The organism is Desulfuribacillus stibiiarsenatis (assembly GCF_001742305.1).
Classification (GTDB): Bacteria; Bacillota; Bacilli; order Desulfuribacillales; family Desulfuribacillaceae; genus Desulfuribacillus_A; species Desulfuribacillus_A stibiiarsenatis.
In genome coordinates this window covers 307,486-326,926 of the sequence record NZ_MJAT01000001.1, presented here as the reverse complement: position 1 = coordinate 326,926, position 19,441 = coordinate 307,486, and the positions used below count along the sequence as shown (strand labels likewise).

Sequence of the window (19,441 nt, the reverse complement as noted above, 5' to 3'; positions counted from 1 at the left end):
TATATAATATTGAAAATGTGGAGGAGAAATTCAATGGCCAAGCAACTTATGTCAGGAAATGAAGCGATTGCTCGCGGAGCATACGAATATGGTGTTCGTGTAGCAGCTGCATACCCAGGAACTCCAAGCACTGAAATCTTGGAGAATATATCCAAATACAAAGATACCATTTATAGTGAATGGTCGCCGAACGAAAAGGTCTCTCTTGAAGTAGGGATTGGGGCATCAATCGGTGGTGCTAGAGCACTTGTTGCAATGAAACACGTAGGTCTAAACGTCGCTGCTGACCCGTTAATGACAGTGACATACTCTGGCGTTACTGGTGGTCTAGTCATCATTTCTGCAGATGACCCAGGCATGCACAGCTCACAGAACGAGCAAGACAATCGTTTTTTTGCGAAATTTGCAAAGATTCCATTACTTGAGCCTAGTAACAGCCAAGAAGCGAAAGAGATGGTGGGCCTTGCGTTAGAAATTAGTGAGCAGTTTGACACTCCAGTACTGCTTAGAACGACAACGCGTATCTCCCACTCTTTAAGTCTTGTTGAAATCAATGACCGTGTAGAAGTCCCTGTCAAACCTTATGAGAAAAATGATAAAAAATACGTAATGGTTCCTGCGTTCGCTCGTCAACGTCGATTGGTCATCGAAGACCGTTTGCGCAAATTGGAAGAATACAGTGAAACGACTCCTGTGAACCATATCGAATGGAAAGATAAAAAAATCGGTGTCATTACTAGCGGTGTATCGTATCAATATGCACGGGAAGCACTTCCTGAGGCTTCGATTCTAAAATTAGGTTTCTCCTATCCGCTACCGAAAAATATGATTCAAGAATTTGCTAGTCAAGTCGATGAACTTTACATCATTGAAGAATTAGAGCCTTTTATGGAAGAACAGATTCGTGCCATGGGCGTAAACGTAAAAGGCAAAGATGTGCTCCCGAACATCGGTGAGTTAAGCGTACAAATCCTACGTCAGCGCATTCTTGGAGAGTCGATTGCAAACCTTGAGGCTGCAGCTGCAGTTGCTGAGAATTTAGCTACAGAACCTGCACCAATGCGTCCACCAGTTCTTTGCCCTGGTTGTCCACACCGTGGTGTATTCTTCACTTTGAAGAAAATGAAGCTTGTTGTCTCAGGAGATATTGGCTGCTACACCCTTGGTGCATTAGCTCCCCTCAACGCTATGGATACGACGATTTGTATGGGATATAGCATTGGTGGTGCTCACGGAATGGAACTTGCAAATCCTGATTTCAAAGGGAAAACAGTTGCTGTCATTGGAGATTCTACATTCCTCCATACGGGCGTCAACGGTTTAATGGATATCGTCTACAATGGCAGTCAAACGACTACATTGATTTTAGACAACCGTACCACTGCTATGACGGGACAACAGCATAACCCTTGTAGTGGTAAAACATTAATGGGTGACGATGCCCGTGAAGTAAATCTTGAGCTATTATGTAAAGCTATCGGTGTAGAGCGCGTATTCAAAGCTCATCCATTTGATTTAACACAATTACAAAATCTAATCTCACAAGAGTTGGCCGTTGGCGAGCCTTCTGTGATAATAGTAGAACATCCTTGTATATTTGTTGATACCAACAAGTACGAGCCAGTTACGATTAACGAAAACTGTAAGACTTGTAAGGTCTGTATGCAAATCGGTTGCCCGGCTATTGTCCTTAAGGATGGTAAAATCCAAATCAACCAGACTTTATGCTATGGTTGCGATTTATGCTCTAATGTATGTAACTTTGATGCGATTGATAAGGGATCTTGTGGAACTGGGGGCTGCTGCTAATGGATACATTAAATATTTTATTAGTTGGTGTCGGTGGACAAGGAACAATACTTGCGAGTAAGCTTATGAGTCAAGTTGCCATTGACGCGGATTATGATGTGAAAATGTCAGAGATTAAGGGAATGTCCCAGCGTGGTGGTAGCGTAGTAACCCAAGTTCGTATTGGTGATAGCATTTCCTCTCCTACAATTGATAAGGGTGAAGCCGACTTTATTGCCGCCTTCGAGCTTTTAGAGGGGTACCGTTGGGCAGAATACCTTAAACCCAATGGGAAAATATTTATCAGCAATCAGGTTATCGAGCCAATGCCAGTGATTATGGGCATCGCCCAATACCCAAATGAGGTCATTCAAACGCTTGATAATCTTGGGGTCGCAGTGAAATCAATAAACGCTTTAGAAATGGCAATGGAGTGTGGTACTCCTAAAGCTGCTAACGTTGTTCTAATGGGATACTTGGCAAAGCAATTACCAATCGAAAAGTCGATATGGGAAAAAGCGCTTGAGAAAATCATCCCTAGCCGTTTTCTTGAATTAAATAAACTTGCATTTGAAAAGGGCTACCAGTGTTAACTGGTACCCTTCTTTACTGAAACTCGATAAATTCCTTACTGTAATTCGTCAAATCTTCACTTCAACTCGTCAAACAACCCATAAGTATAGGAAGGCAATTTCCGCATTCGAAATGCATTCATCGCTGTTTCTCCGAGCTTATCTAATAGCTTATAATTCGCATATGCCCCTACAAACGCCCCGATAATTGGAACAAGCTGAAACATTTTTGCTAAATCAATATAATCGCGATACTCCTGTTGAAACTGTTGCCAAGGAAAAGATTCAATATCCACTGGCATATCTTCCGCTTTTCGATCCCAATCAACAATTTGTTGATAGACTTCATTTCGTCTCTCCTGGCTAGAAAAAGCTAACTGAAAAATATGTAAAACATAAAGCCGCTCCCGATAATCACTAATATTGTAACCGTATATACTTGCAACATCGAAAAGGAATTTAATTTTAATACTTAGTAAAATAGGAAAATCCGCAAGCCCGAGCAAGATTCCACCGGCGCCTGTTCCCGCTCCGCTGGCAGCAGCCGTCTTTTTGTACTTCGAGATTTTCTCTTTCACCAGGACCTCGCGCTCTTCTAATGAGCCCACGCGCCGAGGCCTTTGTGTAATGTACTCTGAGCCAAACAACACTGCGCGCACCATGTTCTTGATAGCTGCAGTAATCACTTGGTGCGCTTTCTCTGGAATTACACGATTTACTTTACGCTGTATACCCTTCGTTGCGCGGTCCACTAGCGATGGCTTTTTCGTCATCCTGCTTTGCCATTGCTGCAGCTCCCCCATCACCATATCCTCGTAGCTCATACCAAAATCACCTCGCGATCATAATGCAAAGCCCTTTTACCATCATTTATTACCTTCTATCATCATATATTGCCTAGTTATCCCTTTACAGAGTTTCGTTTACCATATTTACAGAATTTCATGCCTATTTTTTTACTACTATAGGTTCTGGACCTACAATCTTATATTCCCTACGCTCGATTATATTCCCGTGCGCATCTGTTTTTGAAAAAATTATTACATCGAAGCCTTCCGTATCTAGCGTTTGCTCTGTTTTGTAGATATAACGGATACCGTTTTCAACACGCTCTCTCGTTCCAATCCAATACGGACAGTCATTAAGAAATTGGTCGAACTTGGTATGCTCTGCAAAAATCTTATTAGAAGCTTCTACGTGAATGGTTGATAGCTTCTTCTCGACATGCTTTGCTTGAACAATTGCTTCGCGTCCGATAGTTTGCAAGTACTCCTTCGCTTGTTGTTCTAGCTGTTCAATCACTTCTTGATACGATTCTTGTGAAGCTAATACTTGTTTGTGCAATCTTTTCGGGAATAATTTCTTTAAGGAGTCGACGTAATACGAACCATCCATAGGTTCCTTATAAGCTTCGAACACATAGTTGCCGTCTTTAGGCTTAGAAAATATCATGACTGTAGGAATACTACCAGTGCCACTAATCTTCGTGAAAATACCATTTTCAAAACCAAAGGTTCCAAAACTAGCAATAGTATATACAACCGTATCTCCATTAGGCATTTCCTGAGTATCTAGAATGACATGCCCCGCAGTCGCTACTTCCCCCTCTTTATAAAAGGAGTTATGCGACAAAATAGCCTGCTTTACTGCTTCATTTATATCTTTTCCTACAATCTCTTGAAGTCCTGAGTTAGTCTTGCCAACTTCGGAAACAGTAGTGATAAATTGATATCGCTTTGTCTTGTGATTATCATGGTATCCTTCAAATTCTTTATTTGTGTCATCATATCGAACAGATAATACTTGTAGTGCTTGATTCACATTCGTTACCTGCCAGTTGTCTTGATAGTAACGGTATAGAGAAGTTGTAGTTGGCGTTCCATGCTGAGCGATTATCTCTATCACTCCATCCCCGTCTAAATCAACCTCAGTGGTATAACCTGTGTCAACAATTAGATATGGGAGTGGCACTTCTTTCTCGATGGCATAATACTGCGTCACAGGAGCATTTGCGCCATAGACTCCTGAAACTCTTAGTATTTCTAAGCCATTCATACTCATTTGCGTGATGCTAGTTAATTCCAATGAACGAACATCTCCAACAAAACCAAGATGATAGGTTTCTCCCCCGTGATTCTCAAAGCCAACCGCGATTTCTGCTTCTTCTGTAGTACTATCGGAAAACAAATACACCGTACCAACGTCAGTATCTCGTTCTTGTAAAATTCCCGTAATTTCATGCTTAGATATTAATTGAACCGTTTGTAGTGGCTCAACCGATTCATAATGAAGTGTGATTATGTTTCCTAGTCCTTGTGCTTTCTTCCATTCGCCATTCCATTCGTTCCCATATAAGAAGTTATCAGTAATCCAATACGTAATTAATACCCCTGTAAATATTACAAAAGGTATAAGTATTCGTTCAAATCGCTTGATTTTATGAGTGGTGGTTGTGATATCCTCCTGTTTCTCCATATATGTTCCCCCTCTTGCTTATATAAATTCCCCATCATATTATCTATTCATTCTACTATATGTAATTTCGTGTATGAAATAAATAAAACCTCCTAAGAGGTTCTGGGTTTGATTTCGACTTCCATTTTGATTTCCATTAGTGTTCTTCTTTATACGGTATGTTCAATATCTTGTAAATCATATGGACTTTATCTCGGGTGATATACGCTTCTTCCGTTGTTCCTTCAAAGTTTATCACATAAGCCCCTTTTCCCCAAGGGCTAATTTGTTGTACCTTCGTTAAGTTAATGATAAACGATTTATGCGAACGGATAAACATTCGTTTATTTAGCTTAAGCTCAATCTCTCCCATGCTTTCATTGGTTTCAAAAGTTTTATCCTTTGTTATAATGACACACTTCTTATCCTTCTTCGTCACGAATTGAATGTCCTGCTGCTTAATAAAAACAACACCATGGCCATCCTTTATATAGATTCGTCCTGGATCAAGAAAAACCTCTTGAATCGAAGAGATGTAGCTGCGGTCTTTCTTCATCTGGTCGGATAAGCGATTTAACGTCCGATATACCCTATCTTCATCAATTGGTTTCGTAATATAATCCACAGCGGAGAGCTGATAAGCATCAAGGGCATGGTCTAAATGAGCAGTGAAAAATACAACAAGCGGGGTAAAACCCTCTTGTTGTATTTGCTTTACTGCTTCTAACCCGTTTATGAGCGGCAAGTCAATGTCGACGAATACGACATCCGGACAGAAACGCCGGACATGCTGTACAAAATCCTCTCCGTTCATTGCCGTGGCAACGACTTTGAATGATTCGAAGTTTTCGACTAAACATGCTAAATGTTCTAGTATGGCTGGATGATCTTCAGCGATGATGACTTGCACCTCATAATCCATATATGTTTCCCCTTACTTTAATTCTTCTGGAATCTCTGGTTGGTAAAATGATCCGAAGCTAGCAATTGAAAAGTCTGTAGCAGCAACTACAGCAAGTACGCTAGCAGCGATTGAATAGAACTTCACTTTAAGACTCATCATGGACAGTTCCTCCTTTATGGAATATTGAAAAAGCATTTATCATAAATCGATCCGCAATATGGACCAATTTATAACCAATAGGGGAAACATTAGTGACTTGCCATATTATTCCAAGCTGCACAGCAAGTCCGACTGAATACAACTCTACGTTATTTGAAAGCAATATCACAGTAGATGCACTGTGAAAAATGATTAACAATATTGTTGATGCATTCTGATAATATTCCTTTGGTCTTTTGAGCTTTCTTTGATGCCAATGTCCTGGAACCCATTGAAAGATGGCAAAGGTTGAGAAAAGAGTAGATAAAATAACCACAAATGCTAGAATTGTCTGACTATCTATTTTGTAACTAATTAGGGCTAGGGGTGTAAATGAAACTATTCCTAAGATTAGGCATCTCATATAGGATGTGCAGTGTGGCCCACCAGTAAAGATTCTCATCAACATATAGCCTACTAAAACCGCTGTCATTTCCACTACACAATTGAATACTAAAGCAATAGCAAGAAAAACTGCTATCTTCACTATTTCCCCTAATAGAGCTTCCAGTACATAGGCCATGACATTTACCGATACGGACTTATTGGAGTGTTTCGCAATATGTTCCGCTATCCCTCTGGAGATTCCCTTCATCAGTAAACTCAGCCCCTTCTTTCGGAATGGTAATTTCGAATACAGTACCCTCTTCGTGAGAGCTACAAACCTTGATACACCCACGATATTTAGTAACTATCTGGTTCACAATCGCTAATCCAATACCAGTATGATTTTCTTTTGTTGTATATCCTATCTCAAACATTCTCGCTATCGATTCTTTTGATAGAATCGGCTCAAGATTAGACACTTTAAACTGTATTTCATTTGCTTGCTCTATAATAACTAATGATATCTTTCTTTTATTAACTTGAACCTGATTTTGCAATATAGCTTCTTTCGCATTATCTAATAGGTTGCCAAGTACCTTTACTTGATCAAGCTTATCTAAAGGGATTTTTGATAAGTCTCCCTTTAAATCTAGCATAAATAAAATTTCATCACGTTCAAACAATACACTTTTTGTTTGCAATAATGCACTTAGGGTAGGATTATCTGGAACCAGAACTTTGCTTATCTCTCTAACATCCGTCGTCAAGTTACTAATATACTCATCGAGCAAGTCGTACTTTTTGAGTTTCATGTATGAATTTAACACCTGAATATGATTAATGAAATCATGTCTTTGTCCCCGTATTGTGACAAATAGTTCTTCTACACTCTTCAAATAGTCTTTATGTGCCTCCAATTCCCCTGCCTTTTCTGCAGAAGAAATTAAGTATTGCACGAAGAATAATAATAATAGTGTTAAAGTAACAATAGTTAACGTCATAATATTAAATAACAGTACACTTTGTTGATAAAATCCATTTACTAAACTAAGGTTAAACATGACTACAATTAGCAACTGAGCAATTAGAGCAAATATATACAAATCTACTTTTTTATTTCTGACTTCTTGAGAAAATGAGTTTCCTCTAAATAATGACCATCGTTTTCTATTTAAAATGTATGTAGATAAAATTAAAACTGTATACCCTCCACTCGGTACAATAATTCTTAATAGATTGCTATTAATCAAATCATCAAATGTTAGATACGTCACAAGTGTTACTGCCTCAATACTAATTGTTTCAGCAATAATAATTACACCCATACTGATTGTAATTGTTATCATTACTCTGCTAAAACGATAACGAAACACAAAATAATGCACAATCCACAAAAGCGGTATTTGAAGAAGAAATCTTACATAAAAAGGGACTTCTAGAAACCAAAGTGATACTGCAATACAAGCAGATACAAAGCCTGCTAATAAGACTTTCATCAGATGGTCACGAATCATATACCCAGCCATTGCTAATGCAAAAGCTGTAAATACTATCGCTTCGGGAACGGATTGAAATAAAAACGATTCAATAGTAATCATTGTGCATCTCTCCTAGTAATTGTTTCTCTTTTCATTACATATCTCCTTCCAACGTTCCTAAAAACCGAACTTTCTCGACTGAAACTACGACTTTTCGGTGCGAAAATTGTATGTATTTGTTAAAACTAGTATATCATAGTCGAATTCTACTTCCTATATCAGTAGATTAGTAGCACGGGGGTTTTTCCAGTAGTTTTTCATAATCAGATATGGTATATTGATTGAACACACGAAAACAATTGACAGAAAATATAGAGAATTTCTAAATGGCTAGAGGTGACCAATAATGACGAGAAAGAAAGTTTATATTTATGATACGACGCTTCGTGATGGTACCCAAGGTGAAGGCATTAGCTTATCCAGCGAAGACAAGCTGAAAATTGCGAAAAAGCTAGATCGTCTGGGTATTTCTTATATAGAAGGTGGATGGCCAGGTTCTAACCCGAAGGATATGGAATTCTTCTTACAAGCGTCCGCGACAACTTTCACCCACGCTAAGCTAACGGCCTTCGGAAGCACATGCAGGGCTTATTCCGACCCATCGGAGGATGCGAACTTAAATGCTCTGGTTGCATCTGGTGCACAAGCGATAGCGATTTTCGGGAAAACATGGGACTTTCAGGTCATTGAAGCACTCCGAACCACATTAGAAGAAAACCTGCGCATGATTGAAGAATCCATTGCTTTCTTAAAGTCTAAGCATGTAGAAGTTATCTTTGACGCAGAGCACTTTTTCGACGGTTATAAAGCGAACCCTGATTATGCAATCGAAGCGTTAAAAGCAGCGGAACGTGGCGGTGCTGATTGGCTTGCATTGTGTGACACAAACGGTGGCTCCCTACCTCACGAAATTAGTGAAATCGTCACGAAAGTGAAAGCTGAGCTACATACTCCCCTTGGCATCCATGCCCATAACGACGGAGAGCTTGCTGTGGCTAACTCTTTAGCTGCTGTGTATGCTGGGGCAGAACAAATTCAAGGTACCATGAATGGCTTTGGGGAGCGTTGTGGGAACGCCAACCTTTGCTCGATTATCCCAAATCTTCAATTGAAATCTAACTATGATTGTATTGGAGAATTAATTACACGCCTTACGAAGACATCTCGTTACGTCAGTGAAGTAGCAAATGTCGTGCATCACCCCAACCAACCATTTGTCGGTAGAAGTGCCTTCACCCATAAAGGTGGTATGCATGTCAGTGCCATCCTTAAAAATGCGAAAACTTACGAACATATTGAACCAGAAACCGTTGGCAACCAACGCCGCGTCTTAATGTCTGAGCTTGCAGGGTTAAGTAACGTCTTATTTAAGGCAAAAGAATTGGGAATTGATGTCGATAAAGACCATCCTCAAGCAAAGAATATCGTACAAGAAATTAAAGATTTGGAGCATCAAGGGTATCAGTTTGAAGCTGCTGAAGGGTCTTTCGAGCTATTGCTACGAAAAGCATTCACTGGTCTTCAAGACGTGATATCGTTAGATTCCTTTAAAATATTATTAGAAAAACGGGGCGATCAACGAGTCACTTGTGATGCCATCGTGAAGCTTAACGTCAATGGCAACGTGTGCATTTCTGCAGCAGAAGGAAACGGTCCTGTCAATGCTTTAGACAATGCCATGCGTAAGACACTCGAAGATATTTACCCAGATTTGAAAAATGTTCATTTGACGGATTACAAGGTGCGTGTCATTGACGAAAAGGATGGCACAGCAGCGAAGATTCGCGTCTTAATTGAATCTAGCAATGGTGAAAATACGTGGAGTACTGTAGGGGTTTCCGAAAATATTATTGAAGCTAGCTGGTATGCTTTAGCGGACAGTATTCGTTATGCGCTCTTAGGCAAAGAGAACGACGCTTTACAAACAGCTTCGCAAAACGAGCGTAAAGGAATTTTAAATCACTAATAAATTCCACTTGACCCATCGGAACTATCGTGTTATTATTCATACTAGTTCTAAAAATACTTCTAAATAATAGTTCTGAAAAATAGTTCTGAATAATAGTTTTGAATAACTAACTGAATACTCTTATCCAGAGAGGTGGAGGGGCTGGCCCGATGAAACCCGGCAACCGGTGATGGTAAATCACTATGGTGCCAATTCCTGCAAAGCGATTTTGCTTTGAGAGATGAGAAAGGACACTCAATTATTATGCGCCCTTCTCTGAAGGGCGCTTTTATTTATTTATTAGCAACGTCATTTATATCGTAAGGGAGATGATAGATTTGAAGACGGAACCAATCATTCAAGTGCAAAATCTACAAAAAGTCTATCATGTAAAAGGTCAATCCGTTGAAGCATTAAAAGAAATCAATCTAGAAATACATCGCGGAGAAATCTTCGGGATTATTGGATATAGTGGTGCAGGAAAAAGTACGTTAATCCGTTGCTTTAATATGCTGGAAGAACCGACGTCCGGTAATTTATTCGTTGATGGTGACGAAATCACCCATCTCACACCGTCACAACTAAGAGAAAAACGCAAAGAGATTGGCATGATTTTTCAACACTTTAACTTACTTTCTTCTCGTACGGTCCGAGATAACATTGCTTACCCTTTAGAAATCGCCGGTATGAAGAAGGCTGACATCACAAAACGTGTAGCTGAGTTAATCCAACTAGTAGGACTAACCCAGCAATCTGAATCCTACCCTGCTCAACTTAGTGGTGGGCAAAAGCAAAGAGTCGGCATTGCCCGGGCAATTGCCAACAATCCGAAGGTTCTCTTGTGTGATGAAGCGACTTCTGCATTAGACCCTAAGACCACAGAGTCGATTCTTGAACTTTTGAAGGATATCAATGAAAATCTGGGTCTAACAATGATCCTGATCACTCACGAAATGGAAGTAATTAAGAAAATATGCGATCGTGTGGCTGTGATAGACAACGGTACAATTGCTGAGCTTGGCAGTGTACTTGAAGTCTTTAGTCGTCCTAAGACAAATATTGCTCGGGAATTTGTGAAACAAGTGACGAACATAGAGGTTCCTACTGCAATCTTAGAGCAATTTGCGACAGCGCATTCCGATTCCCATTGCTTATTACAACTCTCCTTCATTGGAGAAACAACGGGTGCCCCTATCATCAGTGATTTAATCAAAAATTTCGATTTACAGGTGAATATTCTCCATGGACAGATTGACCGTATCCAAGATACACCATATGGCACCCTTGTGATTACCATGGAAGGGGCTCCAGACCAGATACTACAAGCGAAAAGCTATTTAACTCAACTAGGGGTGTCAATGGAGGTGTTTAGCAATGGACCTTAGACAACTTTGGCTAGATATTCTAAATCTAAACTGGTCGCAAATTTCCGTCGCTTTATATGAAACCCTGTATATGGTGTTCTGGCCGACAGTGCTTGCGACAGCAATTGGGATTCCACTCGGACTCATACTTGCTTTAACAAGTAAAGGACATATCTTAGAGAATAGAACTCTTAACCAAACCATCGGCTCAATCGTAAACATATTGCGTTCGATACCATTCATCCTACTATTAATCATGCTCATTCCCCTGACGCGTAAGATTATGGGAATTGCAATCTCTTATGAAGCAATGGTTGTGCCCCTATCTGTAGGCGCAGCACCTTTTTTCGCAAGATTAGTAGAGACATCAATTAACGAAATCGATCGAGGAGTCATCGAGGCAGCTCAGGCAATGGGCTCAAACCTTCGAGAGATTATATGGAAAGTACTGATTCCTGAAGCTCTACCAGGACTCGTTGCTGGCATTACTGTTACAGCAGTTGCACTTGTTGGTTACACAGCGATGGCTGGTGTAGTTGGCGGTGGCGGTCTAGGTGATATGGCATATCGGTATGGGTTTCAACGGAATCAACCACTCGTGATGTATACCTGTATTTTATTGCTAGTGTTTATGGTGCAAATTATACAAACAATCGGCGACTGGCTCTCCAAAAGAGTCAACCACCGTTAATATAGATTGCAGTGAAAACAAAACAGACGATAAAAAACCTAATATTCAGCGGATTATATACACCGTATTGGGTATTAAGGAATAATGGAGGGGTCACATAATGACGACGAACAACACTTTCAAAAAACTTTTTGCGATTGCACTTATCGCAACTCTTGCTTTCACAATGGTAGCTTGCGGTGGCGCTAAGAAACCAGCAACTGACGTAGTAACAATTACAGTAGGAGCAACGGACGTTCCTCACTCTGAAGTATTGGAGTTCATTAAGCCGCTTCTTGAAAAAGAAGGTGTAAATCTTAACATTCGCGTATTCAACGATTACACAATGCCAAATGAAACACTTGCTGGTGGGGATTTAGATGCGAACTACTTCCAACATAAGCCTTGGTTAGAGAACTATGTAACAGAATCAGGAAACGATATCATCTCTTTAATTGGTGTTCACATCGAGCCTATGGGTGGATATTCTAAGAAAATTAGCGATATCAATGAATTGCAAGATGGTGCAAAAGTAGGAATTCCTAACGCTGTAAGCGAAGTTGGTCGTGTACTTGCACTATTAGAGTCTAAGGGTCTAATCACGTTAACAGAAGGTGTTGGCCTTAAAGGGACTCTTCAAGATATCGTAGCGAACCCTAAGAACTTAAACTTCACTGAAGTTGATGCATCATTATTAGCTCCTACGATTGATGAGTATGACTTAGCAATCATTAACACGAATTTCGCTTTACAAGCTGGCTTTGTTCCTGCAAATGATGCTCTTATCATTGAAGGTACAGAATCTCCTTATGTAAACGTTTTAGCTGTTCGTGCAGAATCTAAGGAAAACGCAGCAATTAACAAATTAGCTGAACTTTTATTAAGCGCTGAAGTTGCACAGTTTATTGAAGAGAAGTACGAAGGCGCAGTAGTTCCAGCACAAGTTCGTTACTAACTTTCTGTTTCTCTTTCTTACCTTTTAACTTAATACGATAAGAAATTATCATGTGAAAAAAGGATGCTCATGTAGTGTGAGCATCCTTTTTCGTATATTATGCTTAATATAGATTTCTTCGACTCTATGATATGATTCTTCTTATTTTCTCTATGGGTTTTGGGTTGCCCCTTCACTCCGTTTATAAGTGACTAAGCGAGGGTATGGAATTTCTATACCACGCAAATCGAATTCTTCTTTAATCTTTTCCCGGAGTGCCCTAGAAACTCCCCAATGTGCTGCTGGCTTACAAACAGCCGTTACACGTAAAATTACTTCCGAAGGTCCTAACTCTTGAACACCCATGACCTTCACTTCCCCAACAATATCTTCAATCTCTTGCGTTGCTTGTTCAAGGATTGTTTCTAATACTTTCTTTACTTCGCCAACATTTTCCTCATATGCCACTCCAATATCCACCGCTGCGACTGAATCTGCCTTAGAGACGTTCGTTACTTCTCCTATGGATCCATTCGGGATAATATAAATCTCCCCCGACCAGTTTTTAATTTTCGTGACCCTTAAACCAAAATCAATGACTGTGCCATGGAAGTTGCCAACTTTCACAAAATCACCAACAGCAAATTGGTCTTCAAATAAAATAAAGAATCCCGTGATGACATCCTTTACTAAACTCTGAGCACCAAAACCAACCGCTAATCCAACGACCCCTGCACCTGCGAGTATTGGTGTCACTTCGAAGAACTGCGTTAGAATCATAAGCCCCATAATAAAGTACACGACGTACCCAACTACATTGGAGAGTAGTGTACTAACGGTATTAATTCGTCGTTCATCCATCATGAGAAGATTGTTATCACGCTTTTTTACAACCTCTTGTATTGTCTTGCGTGTTACATGTACAATGATACGCGCACCTACAATAATCACCAAAATCTTGATGGTAACTGAGATGACTCGTATCCACATTTCAATATCTGTTATGTACTGATATGCACTAATCCATAATTCTTCTAAAATACCCATTACGTCTCCCCTACCTTTTTTTATTAAAATTCACACTAGTCTTCATTATATGCAGCTATTGTATAAATTAAAAGGGAAGACGTCAATTGTCTCCCCTTTTAACTATGAATGTTGTTACATTAATTGTGTTCCAACAATATAGCATAGCATTCTTACAAGCATAGCATTCTTACAAGCATAGCATTCTTACAAGCATAGCATTCTTACAAGCATAGCATTCTTACAAGCATTGTGCTTTTACTAATACTTGATTGACTATTTACCAGCCGCAATATTGATTGCTTTTTGGTGTTGTGCATCCACAAGGCCGTCCACATGACGAATACTATTCGCGAAATGAATATCGAAATGCCCCTCAAAACCGTTATCTATTATGGCTTGAATAGAATGTGGCATTGAACTCGCAGAAGCTGCGATACGGTGTCCATTCACTTCCACTAAAATTGGTCTAGGAGTCCAGCTCCAGACCCCGCCCCACGCTTGTTGCATAATTCTCGTATCCGCTAATGTTAATGGCTCACTATCCGCATGAAACGCACCGATTGTTCTCTTTACATTCCAAGTTAATCCTGTGTAGAGGTCTGTTACTTTCGCTACTGCTCCGATTGGGAATACATATTGAACTTCTGTCCACCAATCAAGATACGCACCACGGTCTGTACGTACAGGATTTTGGACTGGAATATTATAAATTGCGATTTGAACTACTTGTCCAATAGACAGCATCGTTTTGTCAGTGAATTTGTTCAATGTAAGGAATTCTTGGAAAGGCATACCGTGATTAATAGCAATATTCCAGCTATTGTCTCCTTGTTTCACCGTATATGTTCCATATGTCACACGAGGGATTTCTTGTGCAGTATTAGGAATCACTAGCACCTGCCCGATTTGCAACGTAGTACTTGTTAATTGATTCGCTTTCATCAATGCATCCACTGTAATCTTGTTGCGGCTTGCAATTAACCATAAGGTATCTCCACTTACCACTGTGTATGTCGTGACTTGCGGTGCAGGCGATGGTGCTGGTGTTGGTGCTGGTGCTGGTGATTTCATCGGAATCAAAAGTACTTGGCCAACAGCAAGCATATCCGTACGTAAATTATTAATTCTCGTAATGGCATCCATTGATGTCTCAAAGCGTCTTGCTAGTAAGAATAAAGTATCGCCAGATTTCACTGTATATGGTTCTGGAATAATCAGTTCTTCCCCAACAAAAATGTGGTCTCTTGTTAAGCTACTACTAACTTTCAGTTGATCTACGGTAATTTTATTGTGCTGGCTAATAAGAAATAATGTATCTCCCGCCTTCACTTGGTACGTTGCCGCTAATGCAAATGTAGGTGTACTTGCAAATAAAGAAGCTGCTAGTCCTGTAACGATTGCTTTTTTCCACATTCCAATTGTATGTTTTTTGTTGTTTTCCATGTTTACACCTCTTGTTGTCAGATTCTGATGTTGTTTTAGTAAGTCATGAACGAATGCTACAAATGATTCGAAATGTGTGAGATATATCACAATAGTATATATCTATTCTATATATTTAGACGGCAGATATCATCATATAAATAATGTATGGATAGGTGCGATATGGAAAATACAAATGTTTGTTTCTCGGTTTTGTGCTAGAATAAAAGTACTTAGTTAGCAACAAGGGAATGATGCGACATGTTAAAAGAATTCAAAACAATGTTCTGGTTTCTCAAACAACATTACCACCGATATATCCTTGGTATTATTGCTGTATTGATTGTCGATGGATTACAATTATTACTTCCTAGAATATTGGGACAGTTTACCGATGAGATACAAAGCGGTTATATTTCCGCGGATCGACTGAATGAATTTGCCTTTAAGATTATTGGCCTTGCAATCGGAATCTTTATCTTCCGGTTTTTTTGGCGTTTCTTCGTCAATGGCGCCGCTCGATTTCTTGAGTTTGAATTAAGAAATATGTTAGTTGCTCATTTTCTAAAGCTATCCCCTACCTTTTATAATCAAAAGAAAACTGGTGACTTAATGGCACATGCGACCAATGACATTAAGTCGATACGTATGGCTATGGGACCTGCGATTATACTATCAATCGATGCTGTCATCCTCGGTACTGCTACCATTGTCATGATGATTCTTACTGTTGGTTGGAAGCTAACCCTTATCGCGTTACTTCCTATGCCTTTTTTAGCAATTGTTGTGTCGCGATTTGGCAAGCTGATTCATAATCGTTTTCGTATGGTGCAAGAGGCTTTTTCTGATTTGACGGATGTTTCTCAGGAAAATATTGCTGGTATACGTGTGGTGAAATCATTTGCCCAAGAACAGCGAGAAATTGAACGTTTTCAAGTGGCAAACCGCAATAAATTTGAAAAGAATATGCATTTAACAAAAGTATGGGGTGTTTTCGACCCTTTGGTGGAGTTCATTGCTGCCCTTAGTTTTCTACTGGTACTCGCATATGGGAGCATTCAAGTGTTAGATGGGAATATTACTTTAGGGGATTTTGTTGCTTTTTACGGGTATCTTGCGCTTTTGACATGGCCAATGATGGCCTTCGGTTGGGTATACAATATGCTTCAACGGGGCTCAGCTTCTTTAGCGCGAATTAACGCTCTGCTGGCAGTTACACCTGATATTGCAGACACCCATAATCAAGAATTATCCAAATTTAATGAAAAACCTCTGAGCTTACAAAATACTACTTCTACTATGTCTGAAGCGCCTAAAACATCTGGTACATCTGAAACATCTGAAACAGATGTGACTACACTTAGCGGGGAAAACCAATTGGATATTGATTTTCGAAATGTTACGTTTTCCTATGGGGAAGATTTGCAACCCGTCCTTAAGAATGTTTCTTTTACATGTAAAGCTGGAACGACGACAGCAATTTTAGGAAAAACAGGATGTGGAAAATCGACAATCATCAATCTTTTGGTGCGACAATATAATCCGCCTCAAAATTCAATATTCATCGGTGGCCAGGACATATTTGACATTCCATTGGCTGAACTTAATAGTACGATTGGCTACGTCCCTCAGGATTCGTTTTTGTTTTCTACTACAATTCAGCAGAACATCGCATTTGGGGCATTTAATAGTTCGATTGAAGAAATTCAGAAGGCTGCTTACATTGCCGATATTCATGAAAACATTTTAGAACTTCCTGATGGGTATGACACTTTGGTCGGTGAACGTGGTGTAACGCTGTCAGGTGGGCAAAAGCAAAGAATCTCCATAGCACGCGCGATTATCCGCAATCCTCAAATTTTCGTTATGGATGACAGCTTATCCGCTGTGGATACACAGACCGAAGAACGGATTTTATCACGTCTTAAAGACTTCATGAAAGACCGAACTACGATCATCATTGCCCATAGAATATCGACGGTACAAAGTGCAGACCTCATTCTATTTCTTGAAGATGGAGCAATCGTCGAACATGGAACACATCAGCAGTTGCTAGATCTTCAAGGCAGATATTATCATATGTATCATCAGCAGCAATTAGAGCAGCAATTAGATGGTTTCTTGCCAGAGGGGAGTGAACTTGTATGAAGTATACCCTAAGTGAAGAAACTGGTGTCGGTAAATCATATGACAGTAAGCTAATGATGCGTTTATTGCGGTATGTCAAGCCTTACCGACATCTATTCGCTCTCACTGTAGTGTTAGTGATGTTAATTACCGCAACGCAATTAGCACGACCATACATGATAAAAGTTGCTATTGATGATCATATTAATGGCCTGCATATACCAATGATTACAAGTCAAGCTGGTGAATTCTCTATTGGCAACGAGGTCTTGACTCGCGACAAACGTTTACGAGAGCTATCAAGCGTTAATGAAATTCCGCTGGATTTGCAGATTCAACTAGCACAGGTCAGACAAATTGTCGTTTATGAAGATGCACACTTTCTCATTGATGGGATGATTGCTAATCCTAGTAGTCCGAGCAAGGTAACAATTCGCGAGGATGGAGGATATATCTTCGAAGGCCAACCTGGAAGGGAACTTTTAGCTGAGGAAATGCAGCAATTTCGAAACTATGACATTCAAGCTCTGACGAAGATAGCACTGTTATTTCTCGGCATTATAGTGACTGGTTTTGCAATGGGATATTTACAATTTTATTTGCTCCAATACATTGGACAGCGGGTAGTCTTTGATATCCGTGAGCAAGCTTTTACACACTTACAAAAGATGAGCATTTCTTATTTTGATAATAATCCCGTTGGTCGACTTGTGACCCGTATTACCAATGATACGGAAAACCTCAATGAGCTCTATACTTCGGTATTGGTGAATTTATTTAAAGATTTGCTAATGATCTTCGGCATTATGGGAGTATTGCTGTATATGGACTATCGATTAGCCCTTGTAGCGTTTGCAACAGTACCACTGATGTTGTTTATTACCTTTTTCTATCGTTTAAAAGCCCGTGCAGTGTTTCGTGAAATCCGAATTCAATTAGCGAAAATCAATTCAAACATCCAAGAGAGTTTATCAGGCATCAAGGTAATCCAAGCCTTTGCACTACAGAAAAGAAAGTATGAAGAATTTTATCAAATTAACACGGCACACTTTAAAGCAAATTTCCAAGATTTAATCTTGTTCGCCCTGTTCCGACCTTCGATGGATTTCGTGTATGCCCTTACACTAGCTTTACTCGTATGGTATGGTGGTAGTTCCGTGGTTCAAGGTACAATTCAATTTGGTGTGCTATATGCTTTCATTCATTATACGGAGCAATTCTTCCGACCAATTCGCGATTTAGCTGAGAAATATAATGTCATGCAGTCGGCCATGGTTTCTTCTGAAAGAGTCTTCCAGCTTTTAGATGAACCTGAACAAATCCCCGATTCGACCACAGCTCTCGTTCATGAACAGCCGATTGCTGGTAGAATTGAGTTTAAAGATGTGTGTTTTTCTTATAATCAGAAGGATTATGTATTAAAGAATATTAGCTTTACTGTTAATCCGGGTGAGACTGTTGCTATTGTCGGCTCTACAGGCTCAGGTAAGACAACAATCTTACATTTGCTCGCCAGATTTTACGAAGCAAGTCGTGGTTCTATCACCATTGATGATATCGATATTAAAGAGCTACCGAAAGCTCATTTACGCAGTTTGTTAGGGATTGTGCAGCAGGATGTATTTCTCTTTACAGGGGATATTCAATCGAACATCCATTTGAACCACCCTGATATTACCAATGAAAAAGTGAGGGAGATTTCCCGTTACGTGAATGCAGATGCCTTTATTCAGCAGCTCCCTAGAGGGTACGAGGAACCTGTAACAGAACGTGGATCGACACTATCAACAGGACAGCGACAGCTACTAGCTTTTGCAAGGACCTTGGCCCATGAGCCAAAGATTCTATTACTTGACGAGGCAACTGCCAATATCGACTCGTATACAGAGGAACTCATACAGGATGCTCTACCGAAAATTTCCCACGGTAGAACGACAATCATTGTGGCGCACCGCCTATCGACGATTCAGAAGGCTGACCGCATCTTAGTGATTCATAAAGGAAGACTTGTAGAAGAAGGCACTCACGAGGAACTGCTTGGTAAGAAGAATTTCTACTATACTCTGTATAAGCTACAATATCACTAGAGCAAAGAAACAGATTTTAAAACTCTCATGTACAAAAATAATAATTCCCAAGTTGTAAAAAAAGATGACATTTGCGCGA

At 39.8% G+C, this 19,441-nt stretch carries 16 protein-coding genes and 1 riboswitch; of the genes, 8 read left to right on the top strand and 8 right to left on the bottom strand.

Features of this window, described 5'->3' with window-relative positions; all coding sequences use genetic code 11:
* The first annotated feature begins 33 nt into the window (after positions 1-33).
* Both iorA and BHU72_RS01440 read left to right on the top strand, forming a co-directional pair.
* Positions 34-1,809 carry an indolepyruvate ferredoxin oxidoreductase subunit alpha gene (gene iorA, locus BHU72_RS01445; RefSeq protein WP_069700827.1) on the top strand — a complete coding sequence of 592 codons (1,776 nt, stop codon included), beginning with the start codon at positions 34-36 and terminating at the stop codon, positions 1,807-1,809.
* Positions 1,809-2,381 (top strand): indolepyruvate oxidoreductase subunit beta, encoded by a 573-nt coding sequence (locus BHU72_RS01440; RefSeq protein WP_069700826.1) that lies wholly within the window; start codon positions 1,809-1,811, stop codon positions 2,379-2,381. Before iorA ends, BHU72_RS01440 begins: the two co-directional genes overlap by 1 nt.
* Before the next feature lie 56 nt (positions 2,382-2,437).
* Here BHU72_RS01440 and BHU72_RS01435 read toward each other — a convergent pair whose 3' ends face one another.
* From BHU72_RS01435 to BHU72_RS01415, 6 genes are all read right to left on the bottom strand, one after another.
* The gene (locus BHU72_RS01435; RefSeq protein WP_069700825.1) at positions 2,438-3,184 is read right to left on the bottom strand and encodes an EcsC family protein; all 747 of its coding nucleotides are present in this window, start codon (positions 3,182-3,184) and stop codon (positions 2,438-2,440) included.
* Positions 3,185-3,308: 124 nt separating this feature from the next.
* On the bottom strand, positions 3,309-4,835 hold the full coding sequence (locus BHU72_RS15995; RefSeq protein ID WP_218076070.1) for a hypothetical protein: 1,527 nt from the start codon (positions 4,833-4,835) through the stop codon (positions 3,309-3,311).
* A 136-nt stretch (positions 4,836-4,971) separates the two neighbouring features.
* On the bottom strand, positions 4,972-5,736 hold the full coding sequence (locus tag BHU72_RS01425; protein WP_069700824.1) for a LytR/AlgR family response regulator transcription factor: 765 nt from the start codon (positions 5,734-5,736) through the stop codon (positions 4,972-4,974).
* Positions 5,737-5,748: 12 nt separating this feature from the next.
* Complete coding sequence (locus tag BHU72_RS15300; protein WP_176720364.1) at positions 5,749-5,877, bottom strand: cyclic lactone autoinducer peptide; 129 nt, start codon at positions 5,875-5,877, stop codon at positions 5,749-5,751.
* Positions 5,864-6,511 (bottom strand): accessory gene regulator ArgB-like protein, encoded by a 648-nt coding sequence (locus BHU72_RS01420; RefSeq protein WP_069700823.1) that lies wholly within the window; start codon positions 6,509-6,511, stop codon positions 5,864-5,866. Before BHU72_RS01420 ends, BHU72_RS15300 begins: the two co-directional genes overlap by 14 nt.
* A complete protein-coding gene (locus tag BHU72_RS01415; RefSeq protein ID WP_069700822.1) occupies positions 6,459-7,841 on the bottom strand; it encodes a sensor histidine kinase in 1,383 nt (460 codons plus the stop codon). The genes BHU72_RS01420 and BHU72_RS01415 overlap by 53 nt, the downstream gene beginning before the upstream one ends.
* A gap of 286 nt (positions 7,842-8,127) precedes the next feature.
* On the opposite strand from BHU72_RS01415, the gene cimA reads away from it, so the two are divergent.
* The 4 genes from cimA (at position 8,128) to BHU72_RS01395 (ending at position 12,718) form a co-directional block, all read left to right on the top strand.
* Positions 8,128-9,747: a citramalate synthase gene (gene cimA / locus BHU72_RS01410; RefSeq protein WP_069700821.1), complete on the top strand. Its 1,620-nt coding sequence runs from the start codon at positions 8,128-8,130 to the stop codon at positions 9,745-9,747.
* 120 nt (positions 9,748-9,867) lie between these two features.
* A riboswitch (SAM riboswitch) is annotated at positions 9,868-9,977 on the top strand.
* Positions 9,978-10,082: 105 nt separating this feature from the next.
* Positions 10,083-11,114: a methionine ABC transporter ATP-binding protein gene (locus tag BHU72_RS01405; RefSeq protein ID WP_069700929.1), complete on the top strand. Its 1,032-nt coding sequence runs from the start codon at positions 10,083-10,085 to the stop codon at positions 11,112-11,114.
* A complete protein-coding gene (locus BHU72_RS01400) occupies positions 11,104-11,784 on the top strand; it encodes a methionine ABC transporter permease (RefSeq protein WP_069700820.1) in 681 nt (226 codons plus the stop codon). Before BHU72_RS01405 ends, BHU72_RS01400 begins: the two co-directional genes overlap by 11 nt.
* A gap of 100 nt (positions 11,785-11,884) precedes the next feature.
* A complete protein-coding gene (locus BHU72_RS01395; RefSeq protein WP_069700819.1) occupies positions 11,885-12,718 on the top strand; it encodes a MetQ/NlpA family ABC transporter substrate-binding protein in 834 nt (277 codons plus the stop codon).
* Between the two features lie 150 nt (positions 12,719-12,868).
* On the opposite strand, the gene BHU72_RS01390 is transcribed toward BHU72_RS01395, so the two are convergent.
* Entirely contained in the window at positions 12,869-13,744 is an 876-nt protein-coding gene (locus tag BHU72_RS01390; protein ID WP_069700818.1) for a mechanosensitive ion channel family protein, read from the bottom strand.
* Between the two features lie 255 nt (positions 13,745-13,999).
* On the bottom strand, positions 14,000-15,169 hold the full coding sequence (locus BHU72_RS01385; protein WP_083248181.1) for a LysM peptidoglycan-binding domain-containing protein: 1,170 nt from the start codon (positions 15,167-15,169) through the stop codon (positions 14,000-14,002).
* A 240-nt stretch (positions 15,170-15,409) separates the two neighbouring features.
* On the opposite strand from BHU72_RS01385, the gene BHU72_RS01380 reads away from it, so the two are divergent.
* A complete protein-coding gene (locus tag BHU72_RS01380; protein ID WP_069700817.1) occupies positions 15,410-17,296 on the top strand; it encodes an ABC transporter ATP-binding protein in 1,887 nt (628 codons plus the stop codon).
* The gene (locus BHU72_RS01375; protein ID WP_069700816.1) at positions 17,293-19,362 is read left to right on the top strand and encodes an ABC transporter ATP-binding protein; all 2,070 of its coding nucleotides are present in this window, start codon (positions 17,293-17,295) and stop codon (positions 19,360-19,362) included. The genes BHU72_RS01380 and BHU72_RS01375 overlap by 4 nt, the downstream gene beginning before the upstream one ends.
* The last annotated feature ends 79 nt before the right edge of the window (positions 19,363-19,441 follow it).

Coding starts and splice junctions, on each gene's coding strand:
- BHU72_RS01415 (WP_069700822.1), bottom strand. CDS start 7,841: ATGATTACTATTGAATCGTTTTTATTTCAATCCGTTCCCGAAGCGATA.
- BHU72_RS01435 (WP_069700825.1), bottom strand. CDS start 3,184: ATGAGCTACGAGGATATGGTGATGGGGGAGCTGCAGCAATGGCAAAGC.
- cimA (WP_069700821.1), top strand. CDS start 8,128: ATGACGAGAAAGAAAGTTTATATTTATGATACGACGCTTCGTGATGGT.
- BHU72_RS01425 (WP_069700824.1), bottom strand. CDS start 5,736: ATGGATTATGAGGTGCAAGTCATCATCGCTGAAGATCATCCAGCCATA.
- BHU72_RS01390 (WP_069700818.1), bottom strand. CDS start 13,744: ATGGGTATTTTAGAAGAATTATGGATTAGTGCATATCAGTACATAACA.
- BHU72_RS15995 (WP_218076070.1), bottom strand. CDS start 4,835: ATGGAGAAACAGGAGGATATCACAACCACCACTCATAAAATCAAGCGA.
- BHU72_RS15300 (WP_176720364.1), bottom strand. CDS start 5,877: ATGATGAGTCTTAAAGTGAAGTTCTATTCAATCGCTGCTAGCGTACTT.
- BHU72_RS01380 (WP_069700817.1), top strand. CDS start 15,410: ATGTTAAAAGAATTCAAAACAATGTTCTGGTTTCTCAAACAACATTAC.
- BHU72_RS01420 (WP_069700823.1), bottom strand. CDS start 6,511: ATGAAGGGAATCTCCAGAGGGATAGCGGAACATATTGCGAAACACTCC.
- BHU72_RS01440 (WP_069700826.1), top strand. CDS start 1,809: ATGGATACATTAAATATTTTATTAGTTGGTGTCGGTGGACAAGGAACA.
- BHU72_RS01385 (WP_083248181.1), bottom strand. CDS start 15,169: ATGGAAAACAACAAAAAACATACAATTGGAATGTGGAAAAAAGCAATC.
- BHU72_RS01395 (WP_069700819.1), top strand. CDS start 11,885: ATGACGACGAACAACACTTTCAAAAAACTTTTTGCGATTGCACTTATC.
- BHU72_RS01400 (WP_069700820.1), top strand. CDS start 11,104: ATGGACCTTAGACAACTTTGGCTAGATATTCTAAATCTAAACTGGTCG.
- iorA (WP_069700827.1), top strand. CDS start 34: ATGGCCAAGCAACTTATGTCAGGAAATGAAGCGATTGCTCGCGGAGCA.
- BHU72_RS01375 (WP_069700816.1), top strand. CDS start 17,293: ATGAAGTATACCCTAAGTGAAGAAACTGGTGTCGGTAAATCATATGAC.